Source organism: Arcanobacterium bovis (genome assembly GCF_004331995.1).
GTDB lineage: Bacteria > Actinomycetota > Actinomycetes > Actinomycetales > Actinomycetaceae > Arcanobacterium_A > Arcanobacterium_A bovis.
This window is the reverse complement of record NZ_SJDT01000007.1, coordinates 33,519-52,479: the sequence shown is the minus strand read 5'-3', so window position 1 is coordinate 52,479 and position 18,961 is coordinate 33,519. Positions and strand designations below refer to the sequence as shown.

The 18,961-nt window shown below is 52.2% G+C and carries 16 protein-coding genes; 9 read left to right on the top strand and 7 right to left on the bottom strand.

Annotated elements, in window-relative coordinates; all coding sequences use genetic code 11:
• Positions 1-12 precede the first annotated feature (12 nt).
• From EZJ44_RS08015 to EZJ44_RS07980, 9 genes are all read left to right on the top strand, one after another.
• The gene (locus tag EZJ44_RS08015; protein WP_131282227.1) at positions 13-1,053 is read left to right on the top strand and encodes a LacI family DNA-binding transcriptional regulator; all 1,041 of its coding nucleotides are present in this window, start codon (positions 13-15) and stop codon (positions 1,051-1,053) included.
• 296 nt (positions 1,054-1,349) lie between these two features.
• Positions 1,350-2,606 (top strand): Nramp family divalent metal transporter, encoded by a 1,257-nt coding sequence (locus EZJ44_RS08010; RefSeq protein ID WP_131282224.1) that lies wholly within the window; start codon positions 1,350-1,352, stop codon positions 2,604-2,606.
• A gap of 119 nt (positions 2,607-2,725) precedes the next feature.
• A complete protein-coding gene (locus EZJ44_RS08770) occupies positions 2,726-2,863 on the top strand; it encodes a hypothetical protein (protein WP_165496153.1) in 138 nt (45 codons plus the stop codon).
• Positions 2,863-2,952: a potassium-transporting ATPase subunit F gene (locus EZJ44_RS08005; protein ID WP_131282221.1), complete on the top strand. Its 90-nt coding sequence runs from the start codon at positions 2,863-2,865 to the stop codon at positions 2,950-2,952. The genes EZJ44_RS08770 and EZJ44_RS08005 overlap by 1 nt, the downstream gene beginning before the upstream one ends.
• Entirely contained in the window at positions 2,949-4,592 is a 1,644-nt protein-coding gene (gene kdpA / locus EZJ44_RS08000) for a potassium-transporting ATPase subunit KdpA (protein WP_131282218.1), read from the top strand. The genes EZJ44_RS08005 and kdpA overlap by 4 nt, the downstream gene beginning before the upstream one ends.
• A complete protein-coding gene (gene kdpB / locus EZJ44_RS07995) occupies positions 4,589-6,787 on the top strand; it encodes a potassium-transporting ATPase subunit KdpB (RefSeq protein ID WP_131282215.1) in 2,199 nt (732 codons plus the stop codon). The genes kdpA and kdpB overlap by 4 nt, the downstream gene beginning before the upstream one ends.
• Before the next feature lie 79 nt (positions 6,788-6,866).
• Complete coding sequence (locus EZJ44_RS07990; protein WP_131282212.1) at positions 6,867-7,481, top strand: potassium-transporting ATPase subunit C; 615 nt, start codon at positions 6,867-6,869, stop codon at positions 7,479-7,481.
• 68 nt (positions 7,482-7,549) lie between these two features.
• Positions 7,550-10,306, top strand: coding sequence for an ATP-binding protein (locus tag EZJ44_RS07985; protein WP_131282209.1), 2,757 nt, complete (start codon positions 7,550-7,552; stop codon positions 10,304-10,306).
• Positions 10,284-10,967, top strand: coding sequence for a response regulator (locus tag EZJ44_RS07980; RefSeq protein WP_206661887.1), 684 nt, complete (start codon positions 10,284-10,286; stop codon positions 10,965-10,967). Before EZJ44_RS07985 ends, EZJ44_RS07980 begins: the two co-directional genes overlap by 23 nt.
• A gap of 21 nt (positions 10,968-10,988) precedes the next feature.
• Here the strand turns inward: EZJ44_RS07980 and EZJ44_RS07975 are convergent, their stop codons facing one another.
• The 7 genes from EZJ44_RS07975 to EZJ44_RS07945 form a co-directional block, all read right to left on the bottom strand.
• Positions 10,989-12,758: an ATP-binding cassette domain-containing protein gene (locus EZJ44_RS07975; protein ID WP_131282203.1), complete on the bottom strand. Its 1,770-nt coding sequence runs from the start codon at positions 12,756-12,758 to the stop codon at positions 10,989-10,991.
• An 11-nt stretch (positions 12,759-12,769) separates the two neighbouring features.
• A complete protein-coding gene (locus EZJ44_RS07970; protein WP_206661886.1) occupies positions 12,770-13,723 on the bottom strand; it encodes a FecCD family ABC transporter permease in 954 nt (317 codons plus the stop codon).
• 116 nt (positions 13,724-13,839) lie between these two features.
• Positions 13,840-14,829, bottom strand: a complete 990-nt coding sequence (locus tag EZJ44_RS07965) for a FecCD family ABC transporter permease (protein WP_131282200.1) — start codon at positions 14,827-14,829, stop codon at positions 13,840-13,842.
• A gap of 15 nt (positions 14,830-14,844) precedes the next feature.
• Entirely contained in the window at positions 14,845-15,876 is a 1,032-nt protein-coding gene (locus tag EZJ44_RS07960; protein ID WP_131282197.1) for an iron-siderophore ABC transporter substrate-binding protein, read from the bottom strand.
• 78 nt (positions 15,877-15,954) lie between these two features.
• Positions 15,955-16,731, bottom strand: coding sequence for an ABC transporter ATP-binding protein (locus EZJ44_RS07955; protein WP_131282194.1), 777 nt, complete (start codon positions 16,729-16,731; stop codon positions 15,955-15,957).
• Positions 16,728-17,798: a FecCD family ABC transporter permease gene (locus tag EZJ44_RS07950; protein WP_131282191.1), complete on the bottom strand. Its 1,071-nt coding sequence runs from the start codon at positions 17,796-17,798 to the stop codon at positions 16,728-16,730. The genes EZJ44_RS07955 and EZJ44_RS07950 overlap by 4 nt, the downstream gene beginning before the upstream one ends.
• A complete protein-coding gene (locus tag EZJ44_RS07945) occupies positions 17,795-18,955 on the bottom strand; it encodes an ABC transporter substrate-binding protein (RefSeq protein WP_131282188.1) in 1,161 nt (386 codons plus the stop codon). The genes EZJ44_RS07950 and EZJ44_RS07945 overlap by 4 nt, the downstream gene beginning before the upstream one ends.
• Positions 18,956-18,961: the final 6 nt, after the last annotated feature.

Here is an 18,961-nt window from a genome sequence, read left to right as displayed (position 1 = left end):
ATAGGGAAATAAATGATTAAGTACATAGGAGTACCTGTGTCGCGACCAACGATCAAGGATATAGCCAAATTGGCGGGTGTTAGCCCTGCCGCTGTCTCGTTCGCACTTAACGGGCGTTCGGGAGTTTCTGAAGATACGCGGCAGCGGATTATTGCCACCGCCAAGAAGATGGGGTGGGTGCCAAATTCTGCGGCAATTGCCCTCTCTGGAATGCGGGCTGGAGCAGTGGGTCTGGTGATCGCTCGCCCTGAATCCGCCTATTCCAACGAGCGATTCTTTTTTGAATTTATCGTAGGTTTGCAAAGATCCTTGCGGGAAAATGGGCTTGACCTCGTGTTTCATAGTTCGTCGGGACTCGCTGAAGAGAAATATATGTATGAGCGTTGGGTTGGTGAGCGCAAGGTTGACGGGGTAGTGCTTATTGATCCACATATCAATGATTCGCGGCCCTATTTGTTGAAAAAACTTGGTTTGCCTGCAGTTATTGTTGGTGAACAGGTCAATGGTTTTGGTGCGGTGCTCGCTGATGATGCGGCAATGATGGCAACGATTGTGGAGCATTTGTACGAAAAAGGTGCGACGCGGATTGGTTATGTGGCTGGAGATGTTGCTTTGCTCCATACCCAGAAACGGTTTGATGCATTGCGCGAAGGTGCACAAGCTCGTGATATTGAAGTAGTTATTGCCGACGGTGTTGAAGTTACGGAGGTTGCCAGTTGTGAGGCGGTTCAGCGCCTTTTCAGTGGGAAAACGCCACCAGACGCCCTTGTTTTTGATAACGAAATCCTCGCCTTGGGTGGTGTGCAGGCAATCCAAAATCAGGGTCTTGTGGTTGGAAAAGATGTTTTGGTGATTTCCTGTGAAGATTCTGACGTGTGTAGAGTGCTCACACCGTCGATTTCGGCCATGAGTAAATCTGCTCGTTCCCTCGGTGAACACGCTGGTATTGTGCTTGCTCGGTACTTTAACGACGGCGAATATCATCCGATTGTTGAGGAGCGTGCGCAACTGGTAGAACGCGAATCAAGCGCCCGGCGTCTTAATAAAAAATAGCGCATTGTTGCTTTGATTGTTTCATATCGTGCCCGAACTTAGGCGATTCTTTAGGCATTGGTGCTATATAGCGCGATGAGTAAGCAAGTGCCTAAGTTAGGGTACGCATTCCGTCAGCTTTCCCAACTGGACAACCTGACTGGCTCGCTTGTCTACCAAGTTGCCATTCACTCTACTGACCTTATCTATTTCGTGACCACGCTCCTAACCAGTATTTATGTACAAAATTATTTTGCTCAGTATAAGATTTCGGTTATCCGAAAATAAAAGTTCAACGTAGCGAAAAGTAAGTGATTATGTCCGCCTCTACCTCCACTCGTGAATCGTCTCCACAACCAGCTATCAAGCCCCTATCCAACCGGATCGTCGGACTTCTCGGCCCAGCATTCGTTGCGGCTGTTGCTTATGTTGATCCAGGTAATGTGGCTGCTAATATCACTGCTGGTTCAACATACGGATACCTGCTCACCTGGGTGCTGGTGGCGGCATCGGCGATGGCGGTGCTGATTCAATACCAGTCAGCCAAACTTGGGATTGTGACCGGCAAATCGATACCGGAGTATCTGGGCGATACGCTGCCACCAACCGCGCGTCGTCTGTACTGGTTTCAAGCTGAAATCGTGGCCGGCGCTACCGACCTCGCGGAAGTAATCGGCGGGGCAATTGCGCTTCACCTGCTCTTCGATCTACCGCTCGTGTGGGGTGGAGTGATCGTAGGAGCTGCGTCAATGCTATTCCTTGTGCTCAAGGATCGCCGCGGCCAAAAAATCTTCGAAAACGCAGTGATTGTGTTTCTTACGATTATCGCGGTGGGCTTCCTGGCGGGCTTATTTGTGAGTCCCCCGGCTGCACACGATGTGGCCCGCGGTCTTATTCCTACCTTCCAAGGCCAAGAGTCGGTGCTGGTGGCGGCTTCGATGCTGGGTGCAACCGTGATGCCGCATGCGATTTATCTTCATTCCTCACTCGTGGGTGATCGTTACGGGCGCGATCATAGCGATGCCTCGATTCGACGCTTATTGCACGCTTCGAAAGTGGACGTCGTGGGCGCGCTGGCGCTCGCGGGCGTCGTCAATATTGGACTTTTGCTCCTCGCAGCCTCGGCTTTGCGTGGAGCGGATGGCACCGACACAATCGAGGGCGCACACGCTGCGGTTTCGTCGACTTTTGGGACGGGAATCGGCCTCCTTTTTGCGCTCGGACTGCTCGCGTCAAGTTTGGCATCGACGTCGGTGGGTGCTTATGCAGGCTCTGAGATTATGCGTGGTTTGCTGAAATTCCAGGTTCCACTCTATGTGCGGCGAATTATCACCATTATCCCCGCAATCGTGATCCTAGGCATGGGAGCCGAGCCCACGTGGGCACTGGTGATTTCACAGGTAGTGCTCTCGTTTGGTATACCGATGGCGATCATTCCGCTCACGCTCCTCACCCGAAGCAACAAGGTGATGGGTAAGTGGTGCGACGGCCGTGTGGTAGGCGCGTTGATGGCAATCGTATCGGTGCTCATCGTGGCGCTCAATCTGTGGCTTGTGGTACTCACGTTGCAGTGAAGATCTGGCTAAATCACAGCGAAAACTGTGCGCACGCTGTAATGAGATCTGCCCAACACCACGTTAAGAGCGCGTAAAGATCAACCCTCGAACGCATTTGGCGGCGTTGTAATGAAGTCATGATTTACGACGTTCTGTTAATGGCCGTGACGCTCGCCTTGGGTGGGTTGCTCATGCGAATCATTCATTCCCTGTACACAGAATCACCTGCTGAAAGCGCTGAACAATCTGCTCGGCAGCAGTCGGGGAGGCGCTAATGTGGGAATCAGTACTAGCGCTCGGATTGGGAATTGGCGCAATCGTTTACCTCTTGATTGCCTTATTTGATCCGGAGCGTTTCTCATGAGCGGATACGTACCATATCTCGTTGTTTTTGCGATGCTCGCCGCGGTTTACGTGCCATTGGGAAACTATATGGCGTATGTGTTCACCAGCAAAGAGCATTGGCGCGTTGAACGTGTGTTCTACCGTGTAGTCGGAGTAAACGCCCAGCAGAGCGTGGGCTGGCGTAGCTATGCGCAGTCGGTTGTGGCATTCTCAATCGTTTGCGTTGTGGCGCTATATGCCATTATCCGACTCCAAATATTTTTACCATGGCATTTTGATGTGCCGTCGATGCGCCCAGATCAGGCGTGGAATACGGCGGTATCGTTCGTGACCAATACGAACTGGCAGTCTTATTCAGGGGAGACGGCGATGACCTTCTTCTCGCAGATGTTTGGGCTGGCGGTACAAAATTTCCTCTCCGCAGGTGTAGGCATTTGTGTTGCGATTGCACTCATTCGTTCCTTGGCAGATACGCAAGGACGTGGGGAAATTGGAAATTTTTGGGTAGACCTCACCCGCTGCGTCATTCGCATTCTGCTACCGATTGCGGCTTTGGCTACTGTGCTCCTCATCAGTCAAGGCGTGATCCAAAATCTGCACGCGCCAATTTCTTATCATTCGTTCTCGAGTGATGCCACTCAAATGTTGCCCGGTGGCCCAGTGGCGAGCCAAGAAGCCATAAAAGAGCTAGGCACGAACGGTGGTGGATTTTTCAACGCAAATTCATCTCATCCATTTGAGAACCCCACCATGTACACCAATATGCTCGAAATACTCCTAATTTTGGTTATACCGGTGTGCTTGACTCGAACCTTTGGCGTGATGGCTCACCACAAAGCGCAAGGTAGCGCCGTCTTGGGCGTGATGGCGAGCATTTTTGCAGCCTCGCTTGCTGTGGTGTGCTACGCGGAAAGCCATATTGGTGCTGTTGCTGGTAGCGGGCTTGAAGGGAAGGAACTTCGCTTCGGGGTGGCGCCGTCGTCGCTCTTCGCCGTGGCTACTACCAGCACATCTACTGGTGCAATCGACTCCGCACATTCCAGCTTCTCGCCTATCGGTGGTGGCATGCTCACCCTCAATATGATGCTTGGCGAGCTTTCCCCAGGTGGAGTAGGGACTGGCATGTACACGATGCTGATTATGTTCGTGCTCTCGGTGTTTATCGCCGGCCTGATGGTGGGGCGCACCCCAGAATTTATGGGTAAGCGTATTCAAGTGCCGGAAATTACCTTGGTGTCGCTGTTTATCCTCGTTATGCCAGTTTTGGTGATTGCAGGCGTAGGAATTTCTACGGTGATACCAGGAATCCGCGATGCGCTTTCTACCAGCGGTCCACACGGTTTTTCTGAACTCGTCTATGCGTTCACCAGTGCGTCGAATAATAATGGCTCGGCTTTTGCCGGTATTCATGCCGATGCTCCTTGGCTCACGATTTCGCTGGCAGTGGCCATGTTTTTGGGGCGTTTTCTGCCAATTATTTTCGCACTCGCGCTGGCGGGGCGTTTCTCTCGCGCGGCGTCGATCCCCGAGACTGCGGGAACGCTACCTACTCACCGTCCTTTATTCATTGCGGTAGTGGTGGGAATTTGCCTGATTGTTGGCGCATTAACATTCCTTCCCACCCTCGTACTTGGCCCAATTGCGGAGGCATTACTATGAGCAGTTCGCATCTACATGCTCAGAAAACGAATAATTACAAGGCTCTTGCTACGCAGGCTTGGGAGGCAATTCCCACTGCTTTGCGCAAACTTGACCCGCGCTTGCTGATCTACACTCCAGTGATGTTTCTTGTGGAGGTAGGAGCGGCATTTACCCTGGTGTTGGCAATTTTTCATCCTTCTGTGTTCTCATGGTCAATTACGGCGTGGCTGTGGTTCACTGCATTTTTTGCCACGTTGGCAGAAGCCATCGCGGAGGGACGCGGAAAGGCGCAGGCCGCCTCGCTCCGCGCAACGCGTACCAGTTTGATTGCAAATCGCGTGGTGAATGCCGGTACGATTACCGATTTGACCAATCTGCACACAGAATCTTTCCCCTCGGAAGATTTGCGGGTGGGCGACGTCGTGCTGGTGAGTGCAGGCGAACAGATACCGGCGGACGGCGACGTCGTGTTTGGTGCGGCAAGCGTGGACGAATCTGCCGTTACTGGCGAATCGGCACCGGTGATTCGCGAGGCAGGAGGCGACCGTTGTGCCGTCACCGGAGGAACGCGTGTGCTCTCGGATCAGATTGCCGTGCGCGTAACCAGTAAGCCTGGCGAAAGTTTTATCGATCGCATGATTGCGCTGGTTGAGGGTGCGTCACGAAAGAAAACGCCGAACGAGATGGCGCTTTCGATCCTCTTAATCGTATTGTCTTTGATATTTCTTGTGGTGGTGATTGGGCTTGGACCTGCTGCAGCCTTCGCGGGTGTGCGCTTAACTCCGATTGTGTTCGTTGCGCTGCTGATTTGTTTGATTCCGACGACGATTGGCGCGCTACTCTCTGCAATTGGTATCGCTGGTATGGACCGGCTGGTGCAACACAACGTATTGGCGATGTCGGGGCGCGCTGTTGAAGCTGCAGGTGACGTATCCACTTTGTTGTTAGACAAAACCGGCACGATCACGGTGGGAGATCGGCAGGCGGTAGCTTTCGAGGCGGCACCGGATATTGCCCAGCCAGATTTGGCGCGCGCTTGCCAACTCGCGTCGGCTGCTGATGAAACTCCCGAAGGGCGTTCAATCATGAAACTTGCCCAGGAGCTTGGCGCACCTGAACTGCGCGATGCCGATTACCGCTTCGCACGCTTCATTCCTTTCACAGCAAAAACGAGAATGAGTGGGGTGCTTTTCGACGCGGACGCGAGTGTGGGTGCTGGTCAAGAGGGTAGCTACGTTGCCACAAGTGGAGAAACTGGAGATCGCGCATCAGCGAAAGGAATTGTTAAAGGCGCTGCAAAAGAAATTCTCGCCCTCGTTGAACGCAGCGGCGGTACAGTGCCTGAACAGTGCAAAGACGTAGTTGAACAGATCAGTCGCAGTGGCGGTACCGCTCTCGGTGTGGCTGAAATTGAAACTGAAGCAATGACGAACGAGGCGTGTGCTGGCGGCGAGCTGCCGAACGTCGTCGTTGCGCGACTCTTGGGAATTGTGCACCTGAAAGATATTGTCAAAGACGGCGTGGCGGAGCGTTTTCAAGAACTGCGTGCCATGGGTATTCGTACCGTGATGATTACTGGCGATAATGAGCTCACTGCGCGCGCTATCGCACGTGAGGCAGGTGTAGACGACGTACTCGCCGAGGCTACCCCAGACGATAAAATGGCGCTCATTAAACGTGAACAAGCTGGTGGCCACATGGTTGCCATGACGGGTGACGGTACGAATGACGCTCCAGCGTTGGCGCAAGCTGATGTTGGAGTTGCGATGAATACAGGCACGTCGGCAGCGAAAGAAGCTGGGAATATGGTCGATCTCGACTCAGATCCCACCAAGCTGATCGATATTGTTCACATTGGAAAACAGCTGCTCATCACCCGCGGCGCACTCACCACATTCTCGATAGCAAACGACGTTGCGAAGTATTTTGCGATTATTCCGGCGATGTTTGTGGCGGCTTTTCCGGGATTGGAAATCCTTAATGTGATGCATTTGCACAGTTCAGAGTCTGCGATTCTCTCTGCGGTGATCTTTAATGCGCTGATCATTGTGGCGTTGATTCCGCTCTCGTTGCGAGGGGTGAAGTATCGGCCGGGATCGGCGGCGCGGCTTCTAGCTCGCAATTTGGCGATATTCGGGCTGGGCGGTTTGGTTGCGCCATTCATCGGAATTAAGCTCATTGATCTTGTGGTGGGTACGGGACTGGGAATCTAGCCGGCGCTAGGAGGAGCAGGAACACAGTGCAGAACTTGCAAATCGACATTGATGGCGTTGAAGAAATGAGGAGGGCGTGATGTCGCTCAGTAGAATGAAGCGCGTGGTGCTCACCGCCACGAAAATGTTTATCGTATTTACGCTGCTATTAGGCTTGGTGTATCCACTGGTATTCGTGGGTGTGGGGCAGATTTTTGCGCGTCAATCGCGAGGTTCGTATCTGATGAGCAACGGGGGTGATTCCGAAACTGCCGAGGTGATCGGGTCAGAATTGCTCGCTCAGCCCGTGACCAAGCCTGGATATTTCTTTTACCGCGCCTCAAGCGCTGGTGACGGATGGGATCCAATGCAATCGGGTGCTTCGAATCTTTCTCCGGCGAGCACTGAGCTGCAAGAGCTCGCTGCGCAACGGCGTCGTGATATTGCGCAACGCGAGCACGTGAATGCCGATGCTATTCCCGCAGATGCGGTGACGGCGTCTGGCTCTGGCCTCGATCCGCATATCTCGCTGGCTTATGCGCGTATCCAGGCTGCGAGGGTAGCGCGCGAACGGGGAATGACACAGGCTCAGATTGATCGCATTATAAATGAGCAGGTTGAACACGTATTCAATGGGTTCAAAGACGGTCAGATTGTGAATGTGACGGCGCTCAACCATGCCTTAGACCTAGCCCAAAGGCATGCTGAGGAGTAGGGTGAGAACGTGATCCTAGCGAGCGCGATTTATGTGGAATGTGTGGTTTGGTGGAAAGGAAATCGCCCATGGTAGAACGTGGGCATCTCAAGGTTTACCTTGGATTTGCACCGGGCGTGGGAAAAACGTACACGATGCTACGCGAAGCACATGAACTACAAGCTCGGGGCACGAAAGTAATCGTTGGCGTGGTGGAAGATCACGGACGGCCAAACACTAAAGCTCTCATTGATGGTCTTACCGTCATGCCACGCAAAGAGGTGCATATTGGGCAATCCACTTTCGGCGAGCTGGACGTTGATGCCTGCATCGCTGCTGCCCCCGAGGTTGTGCTTGTTGATGAGCTCGCCCATACGGTAGTAGTTCCGCCAAAAACGACGATGCCAAAAGCGCCGCCGCAGAACCGCGCTGTGCCGAACCATACGTCGCCGCGCGTTACGATGCAGCACGTTACGACGCCGGACGCGACAGCGGCGAACGCTTCCAAGCCGAGCGCGAGTGAGCCTGTGCAGACGAAGCGTTGGCACGACGTCGAACGCCTGCTTGACGCCGGAATTAATGTGGTATCGACGCTGAATGTGCAGCATATTGAGTCGCTTAATGATGTTGTGGCGGCAGTGACGGGCACACGCCAGCGCGAAACCGTGCCCGACCACGTGTTACGCAACGCTGATGAGATTGAATTGATCGATCTTAGCCCCGATGCGCTGCGAATACGCTTGTCAAAAGGCGATATTTATCGAGCAGAACAGATTGAAGCGGCGCTTTCAAATTATTTTCGGCTCGGAAATCTCTCGGCATTGCGCGAACTGGCACTACTTTGGCTGGCAGATCGCGTAGATGAGGGACTTGCCAAGTATCGCGCCGCGAAAGAAATTAAGGATAACTGGCCTGCTCGTGAGCGCCTCATCGTTGCGGTGCGGGGGCTTCCCGGTGATGAGACGCTTATTCGCCGTGGTGCGCGCATTATTGGGCGTATTCCTGAAGGGGAAATGATCGTGGTACATGTGGCGAGCGGAGATGGGATTCAGCTCGCAAACAACGATCATTTGGAGAAATTGCAGGAGCTCACCGAATCCTTAGGTGCGCAGTGGCGTCTCATTGTGGGCGACGACGTGGCCTCAACTTTGGTTGATTTTGCACGGAGCGTGAACGCATCGCAGCTGGTTGTAGGGCTATCGAGGCGTGCGGTGGGCTTTGTGGGTGGATTGACCTCGAAGCGACTTATTAAAGCGGCTAAGGGTATCGACGTACATATCGTGTCGGCTGAGCCGGCGCGTCATTCTGCGCGTGAGAAATTGGTTCATAAACGTCACGCGCGATCGATTCTACGCAGGGCGATGAGCTGGCTGGTTGCTCTTATCGGGCCGGTGGCGCTCGCAGGATTGGTGTCGCTATGGAATCCATCTGAGGAATACTTGAGCACTATTTTGCTCAGCAATCTAACGGTGGTTGTGTTTACGACATTGCTGGGCGGGTTGTGGCCCGGAATAGTGTCTGTGCTGCTGGTATCCTTCCTTGTGAACTGGTTCTACACGCCGCCGGTGCACACGCTCACTATTACTGAGCCGGTAAATATCGCACAGATTATGCTGTTCTTCGTTATTGCTTCGGCAGTGGCCTGGGTTGTTGATATTGCTGATCGGCGCGCTGCGCTCGCGGCGCGAGCGCAGCGCCGCGCCACTTTGCTCGCGGAGTTAGCTTCGGGAGTGATCTCTGGTGGCGATGATTTACGTGGTTTATTGGAGCGGTTACGAGAGACTTTTACCCTTGAAGCGGTTGATCTGCAGCGTTATGACAAGCGATATAACCGCTGGATAACTGTTGCATCGAGTGATCGCGCCCGGATTGGTAGCCAAAACTGCACTTTTGATTCTTCCGCGAGCAGTGAAAAAATTCCTGTTCCAGACACTTCGCAAACGAAGATTCCCATTGACGATACGATGCGTTTTGTAGCTCAAGGGCGTGTGCTCACCGCGGAGGACATTGAAATTATTGAAGCTCATGGACCACGTATTGTGATTATCTTGGATCGGCAAGAAATTGATGCGATGCGCCGAGCTACTGCGGCGCTCGAGGCAGGAAACCGAGTGGGAAGCGCGGTTCTTGCTGCAGTCTCGCATGATTTACGTACGCCACTTGCAGCAATTAAAGCGGCCGCCTCCACACTTGCATTGGAGGAAGTGCAGCTCTCAGCAGCAGATCAGCGACAGTTGATCACGAGCTTGTGCGCATCTACCGATAACCTCGACATCGTGGTAGGCAATTTACTCGATATGAGCAGGCTAAATTCAAATGCAGTGCACGTACATCGGGTGCCAACCAATATTGGTGACGTCATTGATGCGATGCTTACGGAACTGAATGACGCTGCTCCGTGGATCGACGTCGATCTGCCTGATGATCTGCCATTGGTGGAAGGGGATCCCGGTTTGATTCAGCGAGTGCTGGCTAATCTTGTGAACAACTGCCGTCGGCACGCTTCACAATCGCGGATTCGTATTGTGGCTGGTGCTGTGTGGGATACGGTGGAAGTGCGGGTAGTTGATCACGGCCCTGGAATACCACGTGAGAAGTGGGCTGATTTGTTCACGCCTTTCCACAATATCTCTGATCGACATGCTGGTTTGGGATTAGGCTTGGCGGTTGCCCACGGTTTTGCCGAGGAAATGGGAGGCGATCTCACCATCGAGGAGACGCCGTGTGGTGGGGCAACGTTCGTCTTGACCCTGAAAACAGCGAAGGGTGAAGTGCCAAAAACCGGAACGGATAAGGCTTTGAAATTGGTGAAGGGTAATGGTGATGGCAAAAATACTGGTTGTTGAAGACGACGCTCAGCTCGCCTCAACTCTTGGTGTTATTTTGCACTCGCATAGATATGAAGTGGTATATGCACGTAGTGGAACAGCGGCGATAAAATCAGCTTCGCAGGAGAATCCGCAATTGGTGTTGCTCGATTTAGGCTTGCCAGATATTAGCGGTTTAGATGTTTTGAGAACTGTGCGAACTTGGAGCGAAATGCCGGTTGTGGTGGTGTCGGCTCGCCATGAAATTGAAGCGAGAATAAACGCTCTAGACGAAGGTGCCGATGATTTCGTGACCAAACCTTTTGATGCGGGGGAGTTGCTTGCGCGTATCCGGGCGGCGCTTCGGAGAGTCCATCCAAGTGGCGAAGAAAATCCAGTAATCGTCACCCATGACGGATGGATCGAAATAGACATTCCCGCAGGTAATCTCCGTGTAGGCGGAGAATTGGTGAAACTGACCCCTACCCAGTGGAAAATCGTGTCTTATCTGGCGCATCGCCACGATCACCTCGTGCCGCAACGAGAGTTGTTAAAAGCAGTATGGGGTGACGCTTACGAGAAAGAAACGAACTATTTGCGGGTATTTCTTTCTCAGATTCGGGCGCGCACTGAAAAAGACCCACGCAATCCGCAGCATTTCATTACCGAAGCGGGTATCGGGTATCGCTTCGTTCTTTAGTTCGGAAGGGTTATAGTCAACCTAAGATGCTTCGGCGCGGCCTCGTCGCCAATACCCCATAAAAGTGATGCTTTTCCTATCTATGCCTCTTTCTTGTACCAGATAACGGCGGATTTCTTTGATTTCTCCTGCTTCGCCGGCGAGCCACGCATAAAACGAGGTGGTGCAGTTAGATGCTGTTTCCCACAAGATTGAGGAATCCACATCGACGTCGGTCAATTCACGGTCTTCTTCCCCTGCGGTGGACACGATTTGTTGGCAGGGTAGTTCGTGGCAGTTGGCATCGCGAATTGCGTTGAAAAGTAGGTGTGGGTTATCGCCGATGAGCCATGTGACCTGCACATGTGACTCCGTGTGAATCGGAAGAATGTCTCTCTCATCTTTGACTTTTATCAAAGCGTATCCGGTATAGGTGTTGTCAAGTGATTCTAAGATGCCAGAAATAGCTGGCAGAGCTGTGGAATCACCTGCGAGGAAGATACGACGTGCCGATCCGGGTCGAAATTCTATGCCACCGTAATCTGCATCAGCAAGCCGCTTATTGGGACCTAATATCACCACAGAGTCACCAACTTGAGCATCTATAGCCCACTGGGTTGCGTGACCGTCCTCGTGTATCACAAAATCAATATCCAATTCGGGTAGTTGCATAGAGGTTCGTAAGACGGCAGAAATGAGCGGATTAGTGTTCTTGCCAGGGCGAAAATCTCGCACAGTGTAGGTGCGCAATACGCCGCGCTGCGACTGTGGAATTTTCAGCCAGTTTTTGTACCACGAATGTATATCATTGCTGGTGACACTGGCAGCGGGTTGCAAGATTTGCAGACAATCTGCAGTTCCCGGGATAACGATTTTGATACGTAAGTCCCGCGGGTGTGAATTGGTGCCGAAATTTTCCAGTGCTGCACCGTGAAATGTAATTCTCATAAAATTCGGCGACAGGCGCACCTTTTTGGCTACGTTCACTGTAAATGCCAAGGTCGGGGCCACGTCAAGTGCCAATTGTTTAGGTTGAGGAACCACGAGTGGAGTGGCAGTATGGGGGTCCGGAATAATGGTGGCGTCCAGCTCAAATACTTCACGAACTAGCTCAGCGGTGACGACTTCACTCGGTGATCCCTGAGCATATATTTTGCCTTCTTTTAATGCTACGAGGTGATGAGCGTATCGAGTTGCTAAATTGAGATCATGTAGAACGATCACCACGGTGGCGCCCCGTTCGCGGTTTAATTTAGTGATGACGTCGAGTACGTCGAGTTGGTGGGTGAGATCGAGATACGTGGTGGGTTCATCAAGCAACAACACATCACTTTCTTGAGCGAGTGCCAATGCTATCCAGACGCGTTGTCTCTGGCCGCCTGAGAGCTCATGTACATTGCGATCTGCCAATTCAAGAATTCCTGTGGCTGTCATTGCTCGCTCCACAGCGGCATGATCGGTTTGGCTTGCAACAGCGAACAAGCCTTGGTGGGGAAAGCGTCCACGCGCCACCAGATCTCGAACGCGAATTCCATCTGGAGCTATAGGGTGCTGAGGTAACAAGGCTAGCTTTTGTGCCACAGTTTTGGGGTTTTCCTTATGAATATTTTTACCATCGAGTAAAACTTCTCCTCGTGATGGCGGTAGCAAACGAGAAAGTCCACGCAATAGAGTCGATTTTCCTGATCCATTTGCTCCCACAATGATTGTGATTTTTCCTGGCGGAACAACGAAATCTACATCGTGGAGGATCGGACTTTTTCCATATCCAAGAGTGAGATTGCGGGCTTCTAACGTAGTGGGAGTTTTCATAAAGTACCTCATCATTCGTTACGAAGGTGTGTGTTTTTCATGAGGAGCACGAGGAGGAAAGGCGCGCCTATTAGACCAGTGATAACACCAGCAGGAATGGCAACTGGGGTTAAAGTTTGCCCAACTAGATCAGAAAACAACACAAGAAATGCACCTACTGCACCGCTGGTATACATAAAAACTCCAGCTGAACAGTGTCTATCTATTGCTACTCTGAGAATAATCCGTGCGATAGGCCCACTGAGAAAAGCGATAAAAGAAATCGGTCCAGTTACCGCCACGGATACTGCATTTATGGCTACTGCTAATAAAATCAGTGTTGTACGCGAACGAGAACTACGGACACCGAGCGAGGTTGCGACGTCGTCACCCAATTCCAAAATCTCGAGGCGGGATGCGAACAAAGCCACCGTGCCGAACAGAACTATTAAACAACAGCTAAGGATAATTGCGCGCTCCCATGTTGATGTACTCAGCGAGCCAATCATCCAATGGAGAGCGTCTTGAGCTAAGCGCACGTCTGTACGGCTAAGTGCGAAAGTGATTGTTGCTTGCAACGCTGCCGCCACTCCAATTCCAACGAGTATGAAACGACTACCGTGACCACGGGAAATCCATAACACAAGACCCGCCGAGCAGACAGCGCCAACTATCGAGATGCCAAAGAGCGTTATTCCTTGAATAGCAAATAGTGTTATTGCCAGTACAGTTGCAGCTGAGGCTCCAAAACTAACGCCGATGATGTCAGGAGATGCGAGTGGATTGCGTAGCAGAGTTTGGAATATCGCACCTGAAACGCCGAATGAAATACCAGCGAGAACTCCGACTATAGCGGTAGGTAGGCGATGTTCGAACACGATGAAGTGTAGCGATGGAATGTCGTTGCCATTGATCAGTAAGGCGAGATCGCCGGTGCGAACCAGCGGATCACCAAGCATCACCCGAAGCGCGAACACAACAAACACTAAAAAGGCAATTCCACACAGTGTGAGCGTCGTTCGTGCGGCGCGGGATCTCCGATGAAAATCAGCGGGACGTTGGCGAAGATAAAAAGTTTTTCTTCTGTAAGAACTCGTGCTTATCACAGTTGTACCTGCTTCCGAGTACGCACAAGAGCAATAAATACCGGCGCTCCAAGCAGTGCAGTCATAACTCCGGCTTGTATTTCGGCAGGTGACATAATGACTCTCCCGACCACATCAGCTGTCAAAAGCGCAAGCGGACCAAGGAGAAGGCTCAGTGCAAGAATATGTTTGTAATCGCCGCCTACGAGCAACCTTGCAGCATGCGGCACAATGAGTCCTAAAAAACCGATAGGTCCTGCAAGCGCAGTGGCCGATCCAGCGAGAAGCACTGTGATAAGTGCCAAACACATCCGAGCACGATTCGGTCTAATTCCCAAGCTGGTAGCGGTAGCATCGCCTAAAGCAAGTATATTGAGTAGTCGCGATCCGAAAATTAACATGACGAACGCGCCAACAACGATGAATGGTGCAATAATGAGTATTTCTCCGGTTCCACGTGCACCGAGAATCCCCATTTGCCACATGCGGAATTGATTCACTGTTTGTTGATCAATTAGCAATATAGCGCTGGTTATTGAACTAAGTCCGGCCGAAAGTGCTGCTCCGGCAAGCGCGAGTCGAACGGGAGTGGCACCTGTCTTGCCATATGAAGCGATCGCATACACTGTCACAGTTGCGCAAGCTGCGCCGATGAAAGCAAAGCTTGCATAGCCAAGCACTGATCCGATCCCGAATGTGTAAATGCCGAGTACCACCGCGCTGGCCGCGCCCGCGTTGAGACCGAGTAGACCAGGATCAGCTAGAGGGTTACGAGTCATTCCTTGCATCGTACTGCCGGAGACGGCAAGTGCAATACCCACCAATAGTCCTGTGAGTGTTCGAGCAAAGCGGGCATGTATTATGGCAAGATCGGTGCTTGAAACTAGAGTGGGATCGCTCCAATAATGCCAGAGCACAGTTAAGGATATTGGTCGTGCGCCAACTGCCACTGAGACAACACAAGCCACCACGACAAGCGCAGTGCATGTGATGAGATACCAACGCATATGTGCACCTATTTATTAGCGGCGAATATTTTGCACAGTTTTGATTATCTGCGGTACAAAATTGTCGATTGCCCACGGCAGACTAAGAACTGACGCTGCGGATATCGACAACGTGGCATGGTCATCGTTTGTGACCACGAGGTGGCGATTTTTCACAGCAGGAATTTGACCAAAAAGTGGATGTGCTTCCACGTCTGCGATCTTTGTGTCGGCGGATATCCACGAATAGAAAATGTCGGATTTTAGCTCATCGGCACGTTCGGGAGACCAATCGAAGAAGAATTTACTTGCGGGGGTATTCGCGGTGACTACGGGTGCTTCGGTGAGACCGATAGATGAGAAGAAACGTCCGCGAGTGTCCCCACCAGTGTAAATACTGATGTTATTCGTGGCGAGATCGAGGTTTCCTGCGATGAAATTGATACCCTTGAAGTTGTTCTTCTCGCCAATATTCTTCAGTTTCGTTTCAAGATCAGTGATCATCTTTGTAGCTTTGTCTTCTTGACGGAGTGCTTTGCCGACAGCTCGAGTGGCGTCTTGCCACTTAGTTGTGTAATTTGGCTCGATTGGTCCAATCACTGGTGCGATTTTACTGAGTTTGTCGTATTGTTCTTTCGACATGCCAGAGTATGCGGCTACGATGAGATCCGGCTTGACTTGGGCAATTGCCTCAAAATTGATGCCGTCTACTTCCGAATACTGTTTGGGTGCCTTTGAGCTTCCCCATTGTGCGCCCAGTTCTTTGAGCTTTGAGTCGATCCAGTCAGTAGATTTATTCTTGTTCCCACCCCACTCCACCGCAGGAACTCCGACGGGTACAGCATCGAACGCAAGTACAGTATCAGTGTTAACCCATGACACCGTAGCGATTCGTTGCGGTATGTTTTTCACAGTGGTGGTGCCGTATTGGTGTTTGATTTCAACTGGCGCGTCCGATGTACTTGATTGATGACCGGTCGAAGTGGTTGATGTGCCGCAACCGGTTAGCACGAATATTGAAGTAAATGCAGCGCATGCTACAGCGGTAAATTTTTTAAGTTTTTTCATGTGTGTTCCTTTTGTGTTAGCAGTAGTTGTTGTGAAGACGGTTATCACGTATTTTTGTTCGTGGTTGAGATATCGTGTTTAGGAAATCACTGGGCATACCACCACGCGACTGTTCTGTTTGATAATCGTGGTTTCAACGTGATACACCTCGGCGAGTAATCGGGGATTGAGCACTTCCTCAGGAGTTCCGCGCCCCGCAACCTGGCCTTTGTTCAAGAGCACGATTTCGTCGCAGAAAGCTGCTGCGAGGTTGAGATCGTGTAAGACGACGAGCGCGGTTCCAGATTGCTTGTTCACGGTGCGTTTCACAATGCGCAGTACATCTAATTGATGATGTAAATCGAGTGCGGAAGTTGGCTCGTCAAGCAGCATAATGTCCGGCTTGCGAATCAGAAGTTGCGCTAGACCCACCAACTGGCGTTGGCCCCCGGAGAGCTCACCTAAGTAGCGATCGGCAAGATCGGCGATGCCGACATCGGCAAGTACCTCGACGGCGTCGGCAATATATTCGCTGTTCAGACGCAAGCCGCCAGTACGACGAGCCGCAACCATCACCGATTCGAGCACCGTCAGCGATACGCCGCTTGGAATCCCCTGTGGGAGATATCCTAAACGGCGAGCGGGCGGCGTCGATCCGCGCGATTCAGTGCCGTGGAAGGCTATTTCCCCAGTATGAGGTTGGAGTCCCGCGATTGATTTTACGAGCGTGGATTTTCCAGAACCGTTTGGGCCGATCAAAGCAACCATTGAGCTCAGGTGGGGCAAATCGATCCCGTTAAGCACCTGTCGTTTGCGATATCCGCTGCATAGATTAGAGATTGAAATTGATGCAGTTGTTGGTTCAGTGGTTGTCATCGGATTCCTCCAAACGAGGTACGTTTCTTGCCGAGAATAATCATGAGGAACACCGGCACGCCTACAAGAGCCGTTACGATTCCAACTGGGAGCGAAACACCCGGCACAAGAATTTGGCTCAGTGCATGTGCGCTGGATAGCAATGCAGCGCCAGAGAGTACCGAGGCGGGGAGTACAAACCGTTGGTCGTCGCCAACGAGAATCCGCGCCACGTGCGGACCTACAAGTCCGATAAATCCGATAATTCCGACGAACGATACGGCAGCTGCAGCGAGAATTGAGCAGACCATAAGTACGCCAATGCGGAGGTTTCCAACGCGAATTCCAAAGGCCTGTGCTTGGCTTTCGCCTAATCGAAGCGCCGTAAGACTCCAACCGAGCACATGGAAAATCGGCAATGCGATAGCGAGTAGCACTGCCATAACGACCACGGCCGTCCAGGTTGCGCGGGTGAGCGAACCGAGCGTCCAGAATACGATCTGGGTAAGTGATTCTGTGCTGGCACGGTATTGCATCAATGCCAGGAGTGCTTGGAAGCCGAAGACCAACGCGATCCCCAGTAACACCATTGTCTCGGCTGAACCGCCACGGCTGGCAGATACTGCGGCGATGATAGACGCGGCAAGTAATGCCATAAGGCCAGCGGAAATGGTGATTGTCCACTGCCCTGCAAAGCTGAGATTTCCCACGATAGCAAGTGCGGCACCAAAGGCGGCAGCTGCGGAAACTCCGAGAGTAAAAGGCTCTGCCAGCGGGTTATCTAAGATTGTTTGCATTTCGAGTCCGGCGATGCTCAATGTGGCGCCAACCAAGAATGCGAGAAGTGCCGAGGGGAGTCTGAGATTCACGACTACAGTGCGATGCTCAGATGGTGCATTGGGATCAATGAGGGCGTTGAAAACTTCGCTCACACTGAGATTAAGTGGACCGACCATCAGTGAAATAAAGAACGATATGAGGGCAATTGTGGCAAGAACGGCGATTATGATGATGCGTCGTTGGCGCCGGCGCCGCCACGCGTTGACGGCGTGGCGGCGCTCAGTTGTACTGGCGTTATTAATGGTCATTTGATTGAAGTGATGAAGGTTCCTGATACTGGCCAAGGCATGAAGCGGTCATGGAATGACTTCCAATTTGCTTGCGGGTCGAGATCTGCAAATTCCTGCGGATGTGCCCATTTTGCGAAGGCTTGGATTGCGACGAAGTTGTACGGAGCGTCGTAGAACTGGTGGTAGACGCCGTGTACGCGCCCGTCGTCGTACGCCTTGAGGTGATCGAAACCGGGCTGGGAACGCAAGGCGAGCAGTGAATTGCGCGCCGATTCAGGGTCGGCGTTGTAACCGAGGTGGAGGAAACGCACCTTGTCGTCCTTGGGTTTCATACCTCCCCATTCGCCGCCCGTAGCTACGATCATATTTGGTTGCGAAGTGATGATCTGCTCTGGGGTAAGTGCGCCCTCTTGACCAGCCAAGAGATCGTCGGAGATGTTCTTCGTGCCAACTGCTGTGAGCATTGCGCCGAAGTTTGCCGTGGAATAGGTGTTGCAGCATGGTGAAATGCTGGGGGCGCGCCACAAGAACGACGTGGGCTTGTTCTTTAGTGATTCGCCCTTCTTGAGCACTGGTTCTACTTGCTCTGCGTAGTACTTGTTAAATTTTTCGGCTTGCTTTTCGTAGCCGAAGACCTTGCCTAGCAAAGTGACGGTGCGGGTTGTGTTCTCCAGTGGCTTGTAGCGGAAGTCTGTAACGGCGTATTTGATACCGGAGGAATCGAGCTTATCGGCAAGTCCAGACTTTTTGGCGGCTTCGTAAGCGTCGAGGGTGATAAGGAAGATATCTGGTTTGTGGGCAATGAGGCCTTCAATGGAGAGGTCGTTGGTGTAGACGCTGCCGATGGTAGGAATATCGTTCGCTTTGGGGAATTTCTCAACCAGTTTGTTCCAGACGTCGGGCGCCGCGCGTTTCATATCAGTTCCCCAAGCTACAACCTTTTGGGTTGGATCCTTTTTGTTGAGGAACAGGAGAGAGTAGGCTTGGCGCGATTCGCCAAGGACTACGCGCTCGGGTTTTTTGTCGAGTTCGATCTTCCGGCCTGCTGCGTCGTTGAGCACGATGCCGGTGGAGTCTTTGGTTGACGACTTTGAGGATTGAGATGCTCCTGAGCACGCTGCGAGAGAGATAGCTGTCGTGGCGCATAGCGCCACGAGCTTTGTGAGGGACCGCATGGGTGT